The sequence below is a fragment of the Micromonospora fulviviridis genome, from assembly GCF_014648395.1.
In the GTDB taxonomy this organism is placed as follows: domain Bacteria; phylum Actinomycetota; class Actinomycetes; order Mycobacteriales; family Micromonosporaceae; genus Micromonospora; species Micromonospora fulviviridis.
Genome location: NZ_BMRA01000013.1, coordinates 24,520 through 41,902, shown reverse-complemented (window position 1 = coordinate 41,902; position 17,383 = coordinate 24,520). Strand labels below are relative to the sequence as shown.

Sequence of the window (17,383 nt, the reverse complement as noted above, 5' to 3'; positions counted from 1 at the left end):
CTCACTGCTTGAGCATGTTGTCCAGCATCAGGGCGCAGCGGATCAGCCCGAGGTGGCTGTACGCCTGCGGGTGGTTGCCCAGCCCGCGCTCGGCCAGCGGGTCGTACTGCTCGGGGAGCAGCCCGGTCGGCCCGGCCGTGTCGACCATCTGGACGAACAACTCCTCCGCGTCGCTGCGCCGGCCGGTGCGCAGGTACGCCTCGATCAGCCACGCCGTGCAGATGTGGAAGCCGCCCTCCCGGCCGGGCAGGCCGTCGTCCCAGTGGTACCGGTAGACGACCGGGCCGCTCCGCAGGTCCGCCTCGATCTTCAGCACGGTGGACAGGAAGCGCGGGTCGTCCCCGGCGAGCAGCCCGGAGATGCCGATCCAGAGCGACGAGGCGTCCATCTCCTCGTACCCGTAGGCGACGCTGTACGCCTCCGCCTCCGGGTGCCAGCCGTGCTCCAGCACGTTGTCGGCGATCCGGTCGCGCAGCTCGACCCACTCCGGCCGGTCCTCGCCGCCGTGCTGCCGCACCACGTGCAGCGCCCGGTCGACGGTCATCCAGAGCATGACCTTGGAGAAGACGTGGTGCCGGGGCGGGAGGCGGGCCTCCCAGATGCCGTGGTCGGGCTCGTGCCAGCGGCGGCGGACCGCCTCGACCATGTTCTCCAGCACCCGCCACTCGTCCTCGCGGACCGAGCCCCGGGCGTCGGCCACCGCGGCGATCAGGTCGGCGACCGGGCCGAACACGTCGAGCTGGAGCTGGTGGTTGGCGAGGTTGCCGACCCGGACCGGCCGGGAGCCGGCGTACCCGGGCAGGGTGTCGATGACCGCCTCGGCGCCCAGCTCGTAGCCGTCGACGGTGTAGAGCGGGTGCAGCCGCTCGGGGTGCCCGCCGGTGCGGTCGATGACGCCGTCGACCCAGCGCAGCAGGCCCTCCGCCTCCTCGGTGGAGCCGAGGTCGACCAGCGCGCGGGCGGTCATCGCCGCGTCCCGCAGCCAGCAGTAGCGGTAGTCCCAGTTCCGGACGCCGCCCAGCTCCTCGGGGAGCGAGGTGGTCGCCGCGGCGAGGATCGAGCCGGTCGGCTCGTGGCAGAGCCCGCGCAGGGTGAGCGCGCTGCGGGCCACCAGGTCCCGGGCGGTGCCGGGCAGCCGCAGCGAGGCCACCCAGTCCTTCCAGGGCTGCTCGGCGGCGGCCTGCCGCTCGTGGATGGGCACCCGGTGGTGCTCCAGGCTCTGGGTACCGAAGCGCAGCTCCAGCACCACCTGGCCGCCGGCGGCCGACAGGTCCACCACCGCCTTGGCGGTCTCGTAGCCGGCGTCGTTGGTGACCTCCCACTCGACGCCGGGCGAGTAGAGCGCCACCGGCTCGTTGGAGCCGAGCACCAGCAGCCCGTCGTCGAGCGGCTGGAGCTGCACGGCGACCTGACCGAACTCGGGACGCGGGGCGAAGTCGATCCGGGCCCGCCCGGTGCCGCTGAGCACCCGGACCAGCGTCGAGTCGCCGGTGACGATCGCCGGGCCGTCGGGCGTGGTCTCCTTCGCCGGCAGGTCCAGCCAGTCGGTCACGGTCAGGCCCGACCAGCGGGTCTCCACGGTCATGGTGTTGCTGCGGTAGCGCTGGCCCAGCGGGATGCCGCCCCGCTGCGGGCCGACGGTGAAGTGCCCGGCCGGGCTGCCGCCGACCAGGTCGGCGAAGATCGCCGCCGAGTCCGGCTTCGGGTGGCACAGCCAGGTGATCTTGGCTTCTGGGGTGACGAGAGCGACCGTGCGGCCGTTGGCCAGCATCGAGTGCCGCTCGATCGGCACCGCCCGCTCGCCGAAGAGCCAGTGCCGCCGGGTCTCCAGCAGCAGGCCCAGCGCCCGGGCCGCCTCGATGGGCTCGGCCACCCGGTAGTCGGCCCGGGTGTCGCCCGGGCCGATCTTGATGCCGACGTCGGGCCCGTGCAGGTTGCCGAAGGCGTTCTCGTCGGTGACGTCGTCGCCGATGAACAGCACGGCGCTGGCCGCGAGCTGGGTCCGGAGCTGGTCGACCGCGGTGCCCTTGTGGGTCGCCACCACCGACAGCTCGATGACCTCCTTGCCCTGGGTGACGGTGACGTCCTCCCAGGTGGCGGGGCCGCTGCGGACCGCCTCGATGGCCGCGGCCGCGATCTGCGGGTCGACCCCGCGGGTGTGCACGGCGACGCTGGCCGGCTTGCGCTCCAGGCGGACGCCCGGGTGGGCCGCCGCGATCTCGCGCAGCTCGTTGCGGAGCCGGGTGCGGACCGCGATCAGCTCCGGGGTGAGCCGCTCGACGAACCCGATGTCGAACTCGGAGCCGTGGCTGCCGACGAGGTGCACCTCGCTGGGCAGCCGGGAGAGGGTGGCCAGGTCGCGCAGCGCGCGGCCGGAGACCACCGCGACGCTCGTCTGCGGCAGGGACGCGAGAGCGCGGACCGCGGCCACCGACTCGGGCAGCGGCACGGCCTTGCTCGGGTCCTCGACGATCGGGGCCAGGGTGCCGTCGTAGTCGCAGGCGACCAGGAGCTGGGGGACCCGGGCGATCCGGCCGATCGCGGCGCGCAGCTCGGGATCCATCACCCCGCCGGGCGGAGTGGTGGAGGTGTTCGCGCTCACGCAGCCTCCGCATCGGGGACGCCCAGTTCGGTCAGGAAGGACTTGGCCCAGTGGCCCACGTCGTGGCTGCGCAGGTGGCGTTGCATTATCCGCATCCGGCGTCGGGCCTCGGGTTTCTCGACGTGCACGGCACGCAGCAGCGCGTCCTTCACCGCGTCGGGGTCGTGCGGGTTGCACAGGAAGGCCTGGCGCAGCTCGGTGGCGGCGCCGGCGAACTCACTGAGCACGAGCGCGCCGCCCTGGTCGGCGCGCGATGCGACGTACTCCTTGGCCACCAGATTCATTCCGTCTCGCAGCGGGGTCACCATCATCACGTCTGCCGCGACGTACATCGCGGCCAGTTCGGAGCGACTGTACGACTGATGCAGATAATGCACCGCCGGCACGCCGACCCGTCCGAATTCGCCATTAATCCGGCCTACTTCGCGTTCCACCTTCACCCGAAGTGCCTGGTAGTGCTCCACGCGCTCGCGGCTCGGTGTGGCGACCTGCACCATAACCGCGTCGGGAACTGTCAACTTTCCGTCAGCGAGGAGTTCGCGGAAGGCCTTCAGCCGGAGCTCGATGCCCTTGGTGTAGTCGAGCCGGTCGACGCCCAGGATGATCGTCTTCGGGTTGCCCAGCTCCTCGCGGATCTGCTTGGCGCGGGCCTGGATCGCCGGGTCCTCGGCCAGCCGCTCCATCTCCCGGGTGTCGATCGAGATGGGGAACGCGCCGGCCTTCACCTGCCGGCCGTCGACCTGGATCATCTGCCCCTCGTAGCGGAGGCCGAGCAGGTGCCGGGCCAGCCGGACGAAGTTCTGCGCCGCCAGCCGCTGCTGGAACCCCACCAGGTCCGCGCCGAGCAGGCCGCGCAGGATCTCGGTGCGGAACGGCATCTGCATGAACAGCTCGATCGGCGGGAACGGGATGTGCAGGAAGAACCCGATCCGCAGGTCCGGCCGCAGCTCGCGGAGCATCGCCGGGACGAGCTGGAGCTGGTAGTCCTGCACCCAGACCGTGGCCCCCTCGGCCGCGACGTCGGCCGCGGCCTCCGCGAACCGGGCGTTGACCAGCCGGTACGCCTCGCGCCAGCGCCGCTTGTAGGCCGGGGTCTCGACCGCGTCGTGATAGAGCGGCCAGATCGTCGCGTTCGACTGCCCCTCGTAGTAGCGCTCCAGCTCCTCGGCGCTCAGCGGCACCGGGTGCAGCCGGATCCCCTCCAGGTCGAAGGGCTCGGGGGCGGCGCCGGTGCCGCCGGCCCAGCCGACCCAGGTGCCCTGGTGCTCGGCGAGCACCGGGTGCAGCGCGGTCACCAGGCCGCCCGGGCTGCGTCGCCACTGCCGCCCTTCGGGTGTGCTCACCTCGTCGACCGGCAGTCGGTTCGCCACAACGACAAAGGAGCTACGGACGGTCACGATCGGCCACCTCCGGTTGCTGACGGGTCCACCGCGATGAGCGTACTGAGCGTAGCTGCGGCGTCTGTTGCCCCGTGCCGGAGTTCCCTACCCTTCCCGGAAGCGCCGAATCCAGGTCGTGATCTTGTCGACAGCTGCGGCGCGCCGCGTACTCCTGGGGCGGGGTGATGTGGGCGGAGCGGGGCGTACCTGTCAGGATTGAGGATGGCGTGCGCGCGGCCGGCCCCGGCCGGCGGCGGCGGGCGGACCTCACGGCCCGCGCCCGCGCCCGCCAGTTCGCGATCGCAACCGACGGAGGTAGCCCGCACCGTGGCCCAGTTCATCTACGTCCTGGAAAAGGCGCGCAAGGCGCACGGCGACAAGGTCGTGCTCGACAACGTGACGCTGAACTTCCTGCCGGGGGCCAAGATCGGTGTGGTCGGTCCGAACGGCGCCGGTAAGTCCAGCCTCCTCAAGATCATGGCAGGTTGGGACCAGCCGAGCAACGGCGAGGCCCGGCTCATGCCCGGCTACACCGTCGGCATGCTGGCCCAGGAGCCGCCGCTCAACGACGCCAAGACCGTGCTCGGCAACATCGAGGAGGCGGTCGCCGAGACCAAGGCCAAGCTGGAGCGGTTCAACAAGATCGCCGAGCAGATGGCGACCGACTACTCCGACGAGCTGATGGAGGAGATGGGCAAGCTCCAGGAGGAGCTGGACCACGCCGACGCGTGGGACATCGACTCCAAGCTCGAGCTGGCCATGGACGCCCTGCGCTGCCCCGCGCCGGACGCCGACGTGACCCAGCTCTCCGGCGGTGAGCGCCGCCGGGTGGCGCTGTGCAAGCTGCTGCTCGAGGCGCCGGACCTGCTGCTGCTCGACGAGCCCACCAACCACCTGGACGCGGAGAGCGTGCAGTGGCTGGAGCAGCACCTGGCCAAGTACGCCGGCACCGTCATCGCCATCACCCACGACCGGTACTTCCTCGACAACGTGGCCGGCTGGATCCTGGAGCTGGACCGGGGCCGGGCCATCGGCTACGAGGGCAACTACTCCACCTACCTGGAGAAGAAGGCCGCGCGGATGGCGGTCGAGGGCCGGCGCGACGCCAAGATGAAGAAGCGCCTCGACGAGGAGCTGGAGTGGGTCCGCTCCAACGCCAAGGCGCGGCAGACCAAGTCCAAGGCCCGCCTCGACCGCTACGAGGAGATGGCCACCGCGGCCGAGCAGACCCGCAAGCTGGACTTCGAGGAGATCCAGATCCCGCCGGGCCCGCGCCTGGGCAACACCGTGATCGAGGTCAACAACCTCGTCAAGGCGTTCGGCGACCGGGTGCTGATCGACGGCCTGTCGTTCTCGCTGCCGCGCAACGGCATCGTCGGCGTGATCGGCCCGAACGGCGTCGGCAAGACCACCCTGTTCAAGACCATCGTGGGCCTGGAGGAGCCGACCGCCGGCACGGTGCGGGTCGGCGACACCGTCTCGCTGTCGTACGTCGACCAGAGCCGGGCCGGCCTGGCGGGGGACAAGACGGTCTGGGAGACCGTCTCGGACGGGCTGGACCACCTCCTCGTGGGCAAGGTCGAGATGCCGTCCCGGGCGTACATCGCCGCGTTCGGCTTCAAGGGGCCGGACCAGCAGAAGCCGACCAAGGTGCTCTCCGGCGGCGAGCGGAACCGGCTCAACCTGGCGCTGACCCTCAAGATCGGCGGCAACGTCATCCTGCTCGACGAGCCGACCAACGACCTCGACGTCGAGACGCTCGGCAGCCTGGAGAACGCGCTGCTGGAGTTCCCCGGCTGCGCCGTGGTCATCTCCCACGACCGGATGTTCCTGGACCGGGTCGCCACGCACATCCTGGCCTGGGAGGGCGACGACCAGAACCCGGCCCGGTGGTTCTGGTTCGAGGGCAACTTCGAGGCGTACGAGAAGAACAAGATCGACCGCCTCGGCGCCGAGGCCGCCCGGCCGCACCGCGTGACGTACCGCAAGCTCACCCGTGACTGACAAGTTCGTCTACGACTGCACGCTGCGCTGGTCCGACCTGGACGCGTACGGCCACGTCAACAACTCGCGCTTCCTCACCCTGTACGAGGAGGCGCGGGTGGCGATGATGTTCGCCGGCGGGCGGGCGTGGGGAGTGGGCTCGTTCGCCGACGGGGTGGTCATCCGCCGGCACGAGGTCGACTACCTGCGCCCGGTCGACTACGCGCTGGGCCGGGCCACCGCGGAGGCGGCCCCGACGGTCCGGATCGAGCTCTGGGTGGAGGAGATCCGGGCGGCCTCGTTCACCATCGCCTACGAGCTCTACGACCGGGACGTGCTGGCCAGCCGGGCCCGCTCGGTGCTGGTCCCGTTCGACCTGGCCGCGCAGCGGCCCCGCCGGATCTCCGCCGACGAGCGGGCCTTCCTGCTCCGGTACGCGCCCGGGCTGCCGGCATGACCGCGCCGGCCACCGGCCACGGGCTGGACGGGGTGGCCGACGCGGGCGCCTTCCTGGCCCGCCTGGTCCGGCTGGACCCGGCCGTCCTGGTCCGGCTCCGGCCGGTGCCGGGGGCCGGGCGTACGGCCCTCTGGGCGCGGCTGCCGTGGGACGTGCTCGTGGTGCGTACCGTCCCCGGCACGGCGCCGGGTGACGCCACCGTCGCGGCGGCCGAGTTGCTGGCGGAGCTGTCGGCCGGCGGCGACGCGCTGCCCCCGCGCCGGGACGCCGGGTGGCGCTGGCCGCTGCCGCCGGTGGCCAGCCGGGCGGTGGAGGCGCTGCCCGGCGCGGAGGTCCGGCGGATCGCCGCCGCGGCGGCCGGGACGCTGCGCGAGGCGTCCACCCACGGCGTGGCCGGTCGGGCGGTGGGCCAGCGGGCCCTGCGGGACGCGCTGCTCGACCACGTCGCCGTGGTGGTGACCCCCGACGACGCGCCGGACGCCCCGGTGGAGGTGCCGCAGCGGCTGGTGCAGGGGCTGGTCCGGATGGGCTTCCTCGGCGCCGGCGACGTTCAGGTGCGCACCGCCGGCCGTTGGGTCGGGCTCGTCGGACCGTACGGAGCAGCCTGGTCGCGGAAGGTCGCAGACCTCGCCGTGACGCCCACCCGAGGTCATCCGAACGGATGACCCCCGTTCATTCTTCCGGTTTGGGGCAGCCGTTGGGGGGATGCCTCATCCCGGCTGTCCGGGTACCGTCCATCCTCGGATCCAACGCACCGTAGGCGACTGGATCCGCTGGGGAGTGAGGTGCGCGAGCGATGCCGTGGTGGTCATGGCGCCCAGGTCCCGCCAGTGGCGGCGATCCGGAAACTCGAAGCGGGACCACAGTGGAAGACACCGTCCGGGTCGGACCACCGACCCCCCGTCAGCCGGCGGACGACGCGGCGGCCGAGCGGCCCGTGATCGCCGACATGCCGGCAACCGTCGCCCCGGTCACCCTCGGCCGGGTCTGCGACGCGCTCGACCTGCTCGACGTGCGCTACCTGGCCGACGGCGACGGCAACCTGCTGGCCATGTGGGAGCGGCACGCCGTGCTGGTCACCCTGGAGGGCCCCGAGGACGAGATCCTGGTGATGCGGGCCCGCCCGCACGCGACGGTGCCACCGGACTGGGCCGACCGCGCCTACCGGGTGGTCAACGAGTGGAACCACACCCGGCGGTTCTGCAAGGCGTACATCGGCGACCCGACCGAGCGCGGCCAGCTGCCCATCTACGCCGAGCTCCAGGTGCCGCTCGGGGCGGGCACCCACGACGCGCTGCTGGTCGAGATGCTCGACTGCGGTGCGGCGGTGGCCACCACCTTCGTCGACTGGTTGCACGACGAGGGAGCCCTGCTCTGACGGGGTCGGCGCGGCCGCCGGCCGGTCAGCCCTCGGCCGCCGGGTCCTCCATCACGTTCACCATGAAGTACGCGGCCCGCTCCAGGTAGTCCCAGAGCGCGGCGGCGAGCTGCGGCGGCAGGTCGAGCCGGTCCACCGCCCGGCGCATGTGGCGCAGCCAGGCGTCCCGCTCGACCGCGCCGATCCGGAACGGCGCGTGCCGCATTCGCAGCCGGGGGTGACCGCGCTGCTCGGAGTAGGTGTGCGGGCCACCCCAGTACTGGATGAGGAAGAGGGTCAGCCGGTCCGCGGCCGGGCCCAGGTCCTCCTCCGGGTACATGGGCCGCAGCAGCGGGTCGGTGGCGACACCGGCGTAGAACTCGTCCACCAGCTTGCGGAAGGTGGGTTCGCCGCCGATCGCCTCGAAGAGGGTCATCGACTCGCCAGGGGAAGTCACGTCACCCATCCTGCCAGGTGCCGCCCGGAGGCGGCTCCCGCCCACCGCCGGAGCGGGAGTCAGGTCACCGCGTGCCGGCGCCGGCTGCGCTCGCCGGCCCGGTCGCCCACCGCCGTCCCCCGGGCCGGGGTGTGCGTGGCGGGCGCCGCCATGGTGGCCGTCGCGGCGGATTCCGCCCGGGCGACCTCGACGGCCGCCTCGATCGTCGCCGGGCGCGGCCAGGTGAGCACCGCGAGGAGCATCAGCAGCACGCCGGCGGCGCTCCACAACCCGACCACGGAGGGGATGGTGAACCGTTCGGCGAGAGCCCCCGTGGCCAGCACGGCGGCACCCTGGATGATCTGGGTCCCGCTGGCCATCACGCCGAAGGCGCGGGCCCGGTAGCCGTCCGGCAGCACCTGGACGAAGAGGCCGTTGGCGACCGGGATGAGCCCGGCCACCGCGAAGCCGCACGCGGCCGCGAGGAGCGCCACGACGATGGGCGGCGGGTCGAGCACCGCCGGGACGAGCACCGCCGGGGCGATCACCGCGAGCGGGCGCATCAGGGCCAGCCGGCGGGCCGGGGCGACGAGCCGCCCGACCATCAGCCCGCCGAGGATGTAACCGACCGGGTTGGCGGCCATGATGACCGCCTGGGCGGTGCCGGTGTCCATGCCGTCCCCGCTCCGCTCGGCGGCCCAGGCCGCGGCGAGCCCCTCGGGGACGATCGAGAAGACCATCGCGCTGAAGACCAGCACGGCGATGGCGCGCAGCACCGGGCGGCCGAAGACGAGCCGGAACCCCTCGGCGGTCTCCCGCAGCAGGTGACTGCGATGCGCCTCGGTCATGGCGGGCGGCCGGTTCCGCAGGCCGAAGCGGACCAGCGCGGCGGAGAGGCCGAAGGTGGCCGCGTTGATCAGCAGCGCGGCGGCCGGGTTGACCACGGCGATCGCCGCGCCGAGCAGGTAGCCGAGGACCTGGGCGGCCTGCCCGGTGCTCGCGGAGACCGACAGGCCGACCACCAGCCGGTCGCCGGCCAGGATCTGCGGCATCAGTGCGGACCGGGCGGCCTGGCTCGGCGGGTTGGCCAGCGTGGTCGCGAAGATCAGCGCGAGGATCGCCCAGGGCGGCATCCCGGGCAGGGCGACCAGCACCATCAACGCCATCCGCACCAGGTCGCAGGCCACCATGACCTGCCGGTAGCGGTATCGCTCCGCGAGCGCGGAGAGCAGTGGGCCGCCGACCAGCCAGGGCAGGTAGCTTGCCGCGAACGCGGCGGCCGAGAGCGTCACCGAGTCGGTCTGCCGGTAGACCAGGACGGTGACCGCGGCCTTCGCGACGTAGTCACCGATCCAGGACAGAGCGCTTGCCGTGAAGAGGACGCGGAACTCCGCGAGGCTGAACAGATCGCGGAAGGTGGCCGGGCCCTCCTGGGCGGGTCGCTCGTCGGACACCGTCGCCTCCATCGTTCCCGGGCCGACCACTCGTGATGGCCTGACCTGGGAACCGTCGTCAGATCTACGGATCAGCGAGGACACGAGCACGCTCCTTTGGGGAGCGTGTTCACCGGATTCTGCCCGATCGTCTGACAACTGGCTAGGGTGAACGGATTGATCGTCGCATCTCCGACTGAACGAACGGACGATACCCGAGGGGCCGCGCGGTGCGCGACCCCCGAAAATCGTCCGGCCCGCCCGGCCGACCGGAGACCCGCGTCAGGTGGCCCCGCCGGTGCCCGTCTCGCCCGGGGCCGCGGGGCGGGGCGGCAGCCCCGGATAGAGCCGGGCCGCCGCGATCCGCGCGGTGATGCCCGAGTTCTCCAGCGCCTCGGCGAGCCGCCGGCGCAGCTCGCGTCCGACCGCGAACTGCCCGTCGGCCGTGGTCTTGACCACGGTACGGATCACCGCGCCGTCGACCGTCATCTGCTCGACGCCGAGCACCTCCGGCTCCTCGACGATCTGCGGCGACAGCTCCGGGTCCAGCGCGACCGAGGCGGCCGCCGTACGCAGCACCGCGGTGGCCTCCTCGGTGCCGGCGAAACCGATCGGCAGGTCGACCACGACCAGGGCCCAGCCCTGGCTCTTGTTGCCGACCCGGACGATCTCGCCGTTGCGGATGTACCAGAGCACGCCCCGGCCGTCCCGGACCGTGGTGACCCGCAGGCCCACCGCCTCCACCACGCCGGTCGCCTCGCCCAGGTCGACGGTGTCGCCGACGCCGTACTGGTCCTCGATCAGCATGAACAGGCCGGCGATCAGGTCCTTCACCAGGCTCTGCGCGCCGAAGCCGAGTGCCACGCCGGCGATGCCGGCGCTGGCCAGCAGCGGGGCCAGGTCGAAGCTGAACTCCTTGAGCACCATGAGCAGCGCGATGCCGAAGATGAACGCCGTGACCATGCTGCGCAGCACCGAGCCGATGGCCTCGGCGCGCTGGCGCCGCCGCTCCGGCACGAACTGCTCCGGGTCGAGCGTGGCGCTGGGGATCCGCTCGCGCAGCGGGCGGAGCATGGTGGGCACAGCGCCCTCGGTGGTGGTCCGGACCAGCCGGTTGATGGTGCGGTGCAGCGCCCAGCGGGCGGCCACGGCGAGCAGCAGGATCAGCACGATCCGCAGCGGCTTCAGGACGATCCAGTAGCTGCCCTCGGCGAACCACGCCGAGCCGGTGATGTCGTAGACGTTCTTGCACCAGGTGTCGGTGCGGCAGTCGACGGACGGGGACGGGCTCGGCTCGACGGCGGACAGCGCATGGAGCAGCAGGTTGGCGGGACTCACCCTGCCTTCGTACCGCAAGGTCGCTGGGCGCCCGCTGGCGACCCGCCCGCCTCCCGCCGACGGGGCGGCCAACCGATCATGCCGGGCGGAACCGGTCATCGTGACACGGGCGGAGACAGCTTCCCGAGGGTACCCCGGATTAGTGCGTGCAATCCGGGGCGCGATCAGGGACTATTGGCGCAACGGACGTCGGTGATCCGGCCGGCGTCGGTGTCGTTCCCCGCTGCCCGCGGGGCGCGCCCGGCGCCATGGTGGCCGGAGCGGCTGGACCGGGAGGGTGAGCGCGATGCCTGACATACGACCCACGGCGGGCTCCGGTGCGCTCGTTCTCAACGCCACCTATGAGCCCCTGTGCGTCGTGTCGGTGCGTCGCGCCGCGATCCTCGTGCTCTCCGCCAAGGCCGTCTGCGTGGCCGACGGCGAAGGCATCCTGCACAGCGCGCGCAACGCGCTCCCGGTCCCCTCGGTGGTCCGGCTGACCCGCTACGTCCGGGTTCCCTACCGCACCCACGTCGGGCTCTCCCGCCGGGCGATCTTCGCCCGGGACGGCTGGCGCTGCGCCTACTGCCGCGGTCCGGCGGAGACCATCGACCACGTCTTCCCGCGCAGCCGGGGCGGCCGGCACGCCTGGGAGAACGTGGTCGCCGCCTGCGCCCGCTGCAACCACACCAAGGGCGACAAGACGCCGGCCGAGCTGGGCTGGCGGCTGCACAACCTGCCGGCGGCCCCGAAGGGCACGGCCTGGCGGGTGCTCGGCCACCGCGCGCCCGACCCGCGCTGGGCCGACTGGCTCGACCTGCGCGAGCCGGAGACCGAGGCGGCCTGAGCGGCGCTCACTGGCGCGCCTTCACCAGCGAGGCGTAGACCACCAGGTTGTCCGCGTAGCCGGTCTCGCCGCCCACCCAGCGGCCGCCGCAGGTGATGAGCCGCAGGTTTGGCCGGCTGAAGTCGCCGTAGACCTCCCGCACCGGCAGCCGCTCCTTGCCGTACCGCTCGATCGAGGTCACCTCGAAGACGGCCACCGAGCGGTCCTGCCGGGTCACCTCGATCCGGTCGCCGTCGTCGAGGTTCTTCAGGTCGTGGAAGACGGCCGGCCCGGTGGTGGTGTCGACGTGCCCCACGATGACCGCCGGGCCGTACTGGCCGGGGGTGGGGCCCTGGTCGTACCAACCGACCTCACCGGCCCGGCCGACGTCGGGCACCGCGATGCTGCCGTCCGGGGCGATGCCCACCCGGTGCACCGGCGCCCGCAGGTCGATCTTGCTGATGGTCAGGTCGGTCGGCGGGCTGCCGGACAGCACGGGGAACTTCTTCGGCGGCGGGCGCAGGCCGGCGGTGAGCTGTTCCGGCAGCACGCTGACGCCGGTCACCTGCTCCACGCCCAGCATGGCCACGATCAGCGCCATCAGGGCCGCGACGACGAGCACCGGGGCGCCGGGGCCGCGCTGGGCGGCGTACCGCCAGCGGCCGGCGGCCGGGGCGGGCCGCGGCGGCACCGGGCGGGCGTGCGGGTCGGCGGTGGTGACGCTCGCCGAGAAGGCGTGCCCGGCGGCGCGGACGAACCGGCGCGAGGCGCGGGACGCCAGTCGCAGCCCGACGGCGGCCCGGGACCCGGCCCGGTGCCGGCCCCGGCGGGCGCGGCGCGGTTGGCGGGCCATGGCCGCACCCCCGTCAGAAGCGGCTACCGGTCTTGCGGCGGGCACCCACCCCGGCCACCACGGCGACCGCGACCAGACCGCCGACCAGCAGCAGCGAACCGGCGCCCCGGCCGCCCGCGGTGCCCCCTCCGCCGGTCGCCGGGCCCTTGCTCGGCTGGGCCATGTTCAGCACGGTGAGCATGGTGGAGGTCCTCTGGCCGTTGGAGCACTCCAGGTTCACCGGGTAGTCACCGGGCGCCTTGTTGCCGGGGATGGTGACCGCCCCGGTCAGGAAGCCGTTGTCCGGCCGGAGCATCACCCGCCCGAAGGCGTCCGAGGTGACCTGGGCCTGCCGGTCGTTGTTGTTGTCGCAACTGGCCCGGATGCTCACCCGGGTGCCGGCCTGGGCGCTGTTCGGCGTGACCTCGACGAAGACGTTCTCCCCGGCGCGCGCCGGGGAGGCCGTGGCCAGGACGAACGCCGCGATCAGGCCGAGCAGGCCCAGAACGCCCCGGAGTGCGCGGTGTGACAGGAGCCCTCGCATGATTCCCCCCTTCCGGTGCGGCGCACCGGAATCCTGCTGACGGGCAGCGCGGGCTGAATTCCCCCTGATCCCAGGGCAAACCCGGGGCGGATCAGCGGCGCCGGCCGGCCGGGGGCGCTCCGGCGGGCGGGAGCGGGGTGACCGGGTGCCACTCCAGCGGCGTGGAGAGCACCATCGTGCTGGACGGCTGGCCGTACGGGGCGAGTCGGTCGATGACCCCCTCGAACTCGCCCATCGTGCCGGCGGCCACCTTGAGCATGCTGCACGCGTCGCCGGTGATCCGGTGGATCTCCATGATCTCCGGCCAGTCCGCCACCTCGGGGTCGTTGAGGATGCAGCGCGACCCGTAGCAGGACATCCGGATCAGCGCGAGCACGGTCCGGCCGGCCCGGGTCAGGTCCACGTGCGCGTGGTAGCCGGTGATCACCCCCGACTCCTCCAGCCGGCGTACCCGCTCGGCCACGGCGGGCGGGGAGAGGTGCACCCGGCGGGACAGCTCGCTGTACGAGAGCCGGGCGTCGGCCTGGAGTTCGCGCAGCAGCGCCCAGTCCATGTCGTCCACGCGGTGACCTTTCTTCCGTGAAGTCGAGTGCCGAAGACGCCTTCGGCTCGACAGGTGGGACTACCGTACCGCCGTTGAACAGGCATTCCATCTGCGGATCAACCAGCGGCATCATGTCGTCTACCCCGGCGTACGAAGGGAGATGACGGTGGAACAGACGACGGCGGTGCGGCCGGCGACCTCGCAGCAGCGGGCGGTCCGCGCGGCGCGCAACGGCGGCGAGCCGACCCTGGAGTTCGCCGACCGGGTGCCCTACGACGCCTACGTGCACGCCAGCACGCTGCACCAGCTCCAGCAGCCGCTCAGCGACGACCCGGGCGAGATGTCCTTCCTCATGGTCAGCCAGATCATGGAGCTGTACTTCAAGCTGACCTGCCACGAGCTGCGGCACGCCCAGCGCGAGCTGCGGGCCAACCGGATCTGGGACGCGCTGCCCCCGCTGCGCCGTGCCGCCCTGCACATCGAGGGGCTCAACGCCGCCTGGCAGGGGCTGCGCTGGATGACCCCGGCCGACTTCAACCGGTTCCGCGACCGGCTCGGCGAGGGCTCCGGCTTCCAGTCGGCCATGTACCGCCAGCTGGAGTTCCTGCTGGGCCTGCGCGACCCGGCGCTGATCCGCCCGTTCCGCCGGCAGCCCGAGGTGCACGCCGAGCTGACCGCCGCACTGACCACGCCGAGCCTCTGGGACGACGTGGTGGCGCTGCTCGCCCGGCGCGGCTTCGAGCTGCCGGCCGACCTGCTGGAGCGGGACGTGGCGACCGAGCACGAGTCGCACCCCGCCGTCGAGGCCGCCTGGGTGCGGATCTACGCCGACGGCGGCCCCGACAACCACCTGCGCCTGCTCGGCGAGGCGCTGACCGAGGTGGCCGAAGGGTTCAGCGACTGGCGCTGGCACCACATCAAGGCGGTGCAGCGCTCGATGGGGGCCAAGGTCGGCAGCGGCGGCTCCGCCGGGCTGGCCTGGTTGCAGCGGAGCATGGCCCGGGTGGTCTTCCCGGAGCTATGGTCCGCCCGTACCGCGATGTGACCGGAGAGAGCAGCATGCACACCCCCGAAGAAGACGCCCGCGCCCGCGACGCCGCCGACCCCGGCCACCGGCACCTGTTCCTGGTGCCGCCGGCCGAGGGCGGGCGCTACCCCGAGGTGGCGTACCTGGCCGGCAACTCCCTGGGCCTGCAACCCCGGGCCACCCGCGAGGAACTCCTGGCCGACCTGGACGCCTGGCGGCGGCTGGGCGTGGAGGGGCACCTGGAGGCGGAGCGGCCCTGGCTGCCGTACCACGAACTGCTGACGGCGCCGGCCGCGCGACTGGTCGGCGCCCGCCCCGCGGAGACCGTGGTGATGAACTCCCTCACGGTCAACCTGCACCTGCTGATGGTGAGCTTCTACCGGCCGGCGGGGGAGCGGACCCGGATCGTCATCGAGGACAGCGCCTTCCCCTCGGACAGCTACGCGGTCCGCAGCCAGGCCCGCTTCCACGGCCTCGACCCGGACACCGCCGTGGTCCGCCTCAAGCCGCGCCCCGGCGAGGACAACCTGCGGACGCAGGACGTGCTCGACTTCCTGGCCGCCGAGGGGCACACCGTGGCGCTGCTGCTGCTCGGCGGGGTCAACTACCTGACCGGCGAGCTGATGGACATCCCGGCGATCACCGCCGCGGGCCGGGCCGCCGGCGCGATGGTCGGCTGGGACCTGGCGCACGCGGCCGGCAACGTGCCGCTGTCGCTGCACGACTGGGACGTCGACTTCGCCGCCTGGTGCTCCTACAAGTACCTGAACTCCGGTCCCGGCGCCCTGGCCGGAGTCTTCGTCCACGAGCGCCACCTCGGCGACCCGGACCTGCCCCGCTTCGAGGGCTGGTGGAGCACCGAGGCGGCCACCCGGTTCGAGATGACCCCGGTCTCCCGGCCGCCGGCCACCGTCGAGGCGTGGCAGATCTCCAACCCGCCGATCTTCGCGATGGGCCCGGTACGCACCTCGCTGGAGCTGTTCGACTCGGTCGGCATGCCCGCGCTGCGCGAGCGCAGCCTCCGGCTCACCGGCTATCTGGAGCGGCTGCTCGACGAGGTGACCGCGGACCGGCCGCTGACCGTCATCACCCCACGCGACCCGGAGCGCCGAGGCTGCCAGCTCTCGGTCCGGATCGGCGCGGGCAGCGCCAGCGAGCTGACCAAGCGGCTGCGGCACGAGCACGGCGTGATCGCCGACGCCCGGGAGCCGGACGTCGTCCGGTTCGCCCCGGTGCCGCTCTACTCGACGTACCACGACTGCTGGCGGGTCGCCGACGCGCTGGCCGCGACCGTGGAGGTGAACCGATGAGTGCCGAGCGCGAGGAGATCGCCGTCGTCGGCGCCGGACTGGCCGGCTGTTTGCTGGCCTGCTTCCTGGCCCGGCGCGGCTACCCGGTCGCCCTCTACGAGCGGCGGCCGGACCCGCGCACCGGCCGGGTCGAGCGGGGGCGCTCGATCAACCTGGCGCTCTCCGAGCGCGGCCTGGACGCGCTGCGGCGGATCGGCCTGGACCGGCAGGTGATGACGGACGCGCTGCCGATGCGGGGCCGGATGATCCACCCGGTGGAGGGGGAGCCGCAGTTCCAGTCGTACAGCGTCTCCGGCGACCGGGCGATCAACTCGATCAGCCGGGGCGCGCTGAACAACGCGCTGCTGGACGCCGCCGCCGCGCTGCCGGGCGTGCGGATCGCCTTCGACCACCGGCTCGTCGGGCTCGACCCGGCCAGCGGCGAGATGACCTTCGAGACCCCGCAGGGCAAGGTCACCGAGACCGCGTCGGTCGTGCTCGGCACCGACGGCGCCGGCTCAGCGGTGCGCGGGCAGCTGCTGGCGTACGGGGCGGTGACCGAGAGCCTGGACTTCCTGGACTACGGCTACAAGGAACTCACCATCCCGCCGATCGGCGGCGAGTTCGCCCTGGACCCGGGCGCGCTGCACATCTGGCCGCGCGGCACCTCGATGATGATCGCGCTGCCCAACCCGGACCGCTCCTTCACCTGCACGCTGTTCTGGCCGACCCACGGCACGCAGAGCTTCGCCTCGCTGGGCAGCCCGGCCGCCATCGAGACGTACTTCGCCACCCACTACCCGGACCTGGTGCCGCTCGCGCCGAACCTGGTCGACGACTACCAGCACAACCCGGTCGGGGTGCTCGGCACCGTCCGCTGCACGCCGTGGCAGGTGGCCGGCAGGGTCGGCCTGCTCGGCGACGCGGCGCACGCCATCGTGCCGTTCTACGGCCAGGGCGCGAACTGCGCGTTCGAGGACGTGGTCGAGTTGGACCGCTGCCTGGACGAGTGCGGCGACCAGTGGGCGTCGGCGCTGCCGCTGTTCCAGCACCGCCGGCAGGCCAACGCCGAGGCGATCGCCCGGATGGCGCTGACCAACTTCGTGGAGATGCGGGACAAGGTCGCCTCGCCGGTGTTCCAGACCCGCAAGAAGATCGAGCACGCGCTGGAGCGCGCCCTGCCCGGCCGCTACGTCTCGCAGTACGAGCTGGTCTCCTTCTCGACCACCCCGTACGCGGAGGTGCGCCGCCGCGTGCGCCGGCAGTACCGGGTGGTGGGTGCGGTGGCGGCCGGCGCGCTGGCGGCGCTGGCCGGTGCGGCGGTGGCGCTCGGCCGGGGGAGGCGAGGATGACCCTC

General features: G+C 72.9%; 16 protein-coding genes. 8 read left to right on the top strand and 8 right to left on the bottom strand.

Annotation, left to right across the window (positions count from 1 at the left end; translation table 11 throughout):
• Nucleotide 1: 1 nt before the first annotated feature.
• Entirely contained in the window at nucleotides 2-2,563 is a 2,562-nt protein-coding gene (otsB, locus tag IEY96_RS28010; RefSeq protein ID WP_189197915.1) for a trehalose-phosphatase, read from the bottom strand.
• A gap of 35 nt (nucleotides 2,564-2,598) precedes the next feature.
• Nucleotides 2,599-3,999: an alpha,alpha-trehalose-phosphate synthase (UDP-forming) gene (locus IEY96_RS28005; RefSeq protein WP_091269672.1), complete on the bottom strand. Its 1,401-nt coding sequence runs from the start codon at nucleotides 3,997-3,999 to the stop codon at nucleotides 2,599-2,601.
• A gap of 309 nt (nucleotides 4,000-4,308) precedes the next feature.
• On the opposite strand from IEY96_RS28005, the gene ettA reads away from it, so the two are divergent.
• The 4 genes from ettA to IEY96_RS27985 all read left to right on the top strand — a co-directional run bounded on the left by ettA (nucleotide 4,309) and on the right by IEY96_RS27985 (nucleotide 7,799).
• The gene (gene ettA / locus IEY96_RS28000) at nucleotides 4,309-5,985 is read left to right on the top strand and encodes an energy-dependent translational throttle protein EttA (RefSeq protein ID WP_189197800.1); all 1,677 of its coding nucleotides are present in this window, start codon (nucleotides 4,309-4,311) and stop codon (nucleotides 5,983-5,985) included.
• The gene (locus IEY96_RS27995) at nucleotides 5,978-6,421 is read left to right on the top strand and encodes an acyl-CoA thioesterase (RefSeq protein WP_189197799.1); all 444 of its coding nucleotides are present in this window, start codon (nucleotides 5,978-5,980) and stop codon (nucleotides 6,419-6,421) included. Before ettA ends, IEY96_RS27995 begins: the two co-directional genes overlap by 8 nt.
• Nucleotides 6,418-7,086 (top strand): DUF8185 domain-containing protein, encoded by a 669-nt coding sequence (locus tag IEY96_RS27990; RefSeq protein ID WP_189197798.1) that lies wholly within the window; start codon nucleotides 6,418-6,420, stop codon nucleotides 7,084-7,086. The genes IEY96_RS27995 and IEY96_RS27990 overlap by 4 nt, the downstream gene beginning before the upstream one ends.
• Before the next feature lie 131 nt (nucleotides 7,087-7,217).
• On the top strand, nucleotides 7,218-7,799 hold the full coding sequence (locus tag IEY96_RS27985; RefSeq protein ID WP_189197797.1) for a type III secretion system chaperone family protein: 582 nt from the start codon (nucleotides 7,218-7,220) through the stop codon (nucleotides 7,797-7,799).
• Nucleotides 7,800-7,824: 25 nt separating this feature from the next.
• Here the strand turns inward: IEY96_RS27985 and IEY96_RS27980 are convergent, their stop codons facing one another.
• The 3 genes from IEY96_RS27980 to IEY96_RS27970 form a co-directional block, all read right to left on the bottom strand.
• Nucleotides 7,825-8,244: a globin gene (locus IEY96_RS27980; RefSeq protein WP_373293663.1), complete on the bottom strand. Its 420-nt coding sequence runs from the start codon at nucleotides 8,242-8,244 to the stop codon at nucleotides 7,825-7,827.
• 50 nt (nucleotides 8,245-8,294) lie between these two features.
• Complete coding sequence (locus tag IEY96_RS27975) at nucleotides 8,295-9,680, bottom strand: MFS transporter (protein ID WP_189197796.1); 1,386 nt, start codon at nucleotides 9,678-9,680, stop codon at nucleotides 8,295-8,297.
• A 249-nt stretch (nucleotides 9,681-9,929) separates the two neighbouring features.
• A complete protein-coding gene (locus tag IEY96_RS27970; protein ID WP_308429954.1) occupies nucleotides 9,930-10,985 on the bottom strand; it encodes a mechanosensitive ion channel family protein in 1,056 nt (351 codons plus the stop codon).
• A 286-nt stretch (nucleotides 10,986-11,271) separates the two neighbouring features.
• Between IEY96_RS27970 and IEY96_RS27965 the strand changes: the two genes are divergently transcribed.
• Entirely contained in the window at nucleotides 11,272-11,811 is a 540-nt protein-coding gene (locus IEY96_RS27965; RefSeq protein WP_091319047.1) for an HNH endonuclease, read from the top strand.
• A 7-nt stretch (nucleotides 11,812-11,818) separates the two neighbouring features.
• On the opposite strand, the gene IEY96_RS27960 is transcribed toward IEY96_RS27965, so the two are convergent.
• The 3 genes from IEY96_RS27960 to IEY96_RS27950 all read right to left on the bottom strand — a co-directional run bounded on the left by IEY96_RS27960 (nucleotide 11,819) and on the right by IEY96_RS27950 (nucleotide 13,728).
• Nucleotides 11,819-12,643 carry a class F sortase gene (locus IEY96_RS27960; protein ID WP_189197795.1) on the bottom strand — a complete coding sequence of 275 codons (825 nt, stop codon included), beginning with the start codon at nucleotides 12,641-12,643 and terminating at the stop codon, nucleotides 11,819-11,821.
• A gap of 13 nt (nucleotides 12,644-12,656) precedes the next feature.
• Nucleotides 12,657-13,166 (bottom strand): hypothetical protein, encoded by a 510-nt coding sequence (locus IEY96_RS27955; protein WP_189197794.1) that lies wholly within the window; start codon nucleotides 13,164-13,166, stop codon nucleotides 12,657-12,659.
• Nucleotides 13,167-13,257: 91 nt separating this feature from the next.
• Complete coding sequence (locus tag IEY96_RS27950) at nucleotides 13,258-13,728, bottom strand: Lrp/AsnC family transcriptional regulator (protein ID WP_189197793.1); 471 nt, start codon at nucleotides 13,726-13,728, stop codon at nucleotides 13,258-13,260.
• 142 nt (nucleotides 13,729-13,870) lie between these two features.
• Here IEY96_RS27950 and IEY96_RS27945 point away from each other — a divergent pair, with 142 nt between their 5' ends.
• From IEY96_RS27945 to IEY96_RS27935, 3 genes are read left to right on the top strand one after another with little or no spacing between them, the layout of a single operon-like run.
• Nucleotides 13,871-14,755 carry a tryptophan 2,3-dioxygenase gene (locus tag IEY96_RS27945; RefSeq protein WP_189197792.1) on the top strand — a complete coding sequence of 295 codons (885 nt, stop codon included), beginning with the start codon at nucleotides 13,871-13,873 and terminating at the stop codon, nucleotides 14,753-14,755.
• Between the two features lie 14 nt (nucleotides 14,756-14,769).
• The gene (gene kynU, locus IEY96_RS27940; RefSeq protein ID WP_189197791.1) at nucleotides 14,770-16,047 is read left to right on the top strand and encodes a kynureninase; all 1,278 of its coding nucleotides are present in this window, start codon (nucleotides 14,770-14,772) and stop codon (nucleotides 16,045-16,047) included.
• Complete coding sequence (locus tag IEY96_RS27935; RefSeq protein ID WP_189197790.1) at nucleotides 16,044-17,378, top strand: FAD-dependent oxidoreductase; 1,335 nt, start codon at nucleotides 16,044-16,046, stop codon at nucleotides 17,376-17,378. Before kynU ends, IEY96_RS27935 begins: the two co-directional genes overlap by 4 nt.
• Nucleotides 17,379-17,383: the final 5 nt, after the last annotated feature.

Bases quoted from the DNA above. Each gene is read 5' to 3' on its own strand.
- otsB (WP_189197915.1), bottom strand. From the start codon at position 2,563: ATGGATCCCGAGCTGCGCGCCGCGATCGGCCGGATCGCCCGGGTCCCC.
- IEY96_RS27990 (WP_189197798.1), top strand. From the start codon at position 6,418: ATGACCGCGCCGGCCACCGGCCACGGGCTGGACGGGGTGGCCGACGCG.
- IEY96_RS27985 (WP_189197797.1), top strand. From the start codon at position 7,218: ATGCCGTGGTGGTCATGGCGCCCAGGTCCCGCCAGTGGCGGCGATCCG.
- IEY96_RS27980 (WP_373293663.1), bottom strand. From the start codon at position 8,244: ATGGGTGACGTGACTTCCCCTGGCGAGTCGATGACCCTCTTCGAGGCG.
- IEY96_RS27975 (WP_189197796.1), bottom strand. From the start codon at position 9,680: ATGGAGGCGACGGTGTCCGACGAGCGACCCGCCCAGGAGGGCCCGGCC.
- IEY96_RS27965 (WP_091319047.1), top strand. From the start codon at position 11,272: ATGCCTGACATACGACCCACGGCGGGCTCCGGTGCGCTCGTTCTCAAC.
- IEY96_RS27960 (WP_189197795.1), bottom strand. From the start codon at position 12,643: ATGGCCCGCCAACCGCGCCGCGCCCGCCGGGGCCGGCACCGGGCCGGG.
- IEY96_RS27955 (WP_189197794.1), bottom strand. From the start codon at position 13,166: ATGCGAGGGCTCCTGTCACACCGCGCACTCCGGGGCGTTCTGGGCCTG.
- IEY96_RS27945 (WP_189197792.1), top strand. From the start codon at position 13,871: ATGACGGTGGAACAGACGACGGCGGTGCGGCCGGCGACCTCGCAGCAG.
- kynU (WP_189197791.1), top strand. From the start codon at position 14,770: ATGCACACCCCCGAAGAAGACGCCCGCGCCCGCGACGCCGCCGACCCC.
- IEY96_RS27935 (WP_189197790.1), top strand. From the start codon at position 16,044: ATGAGTGCCGAGCGCGAGGAGATCGCCGTCGTCGGCGCCGGACTGGCC.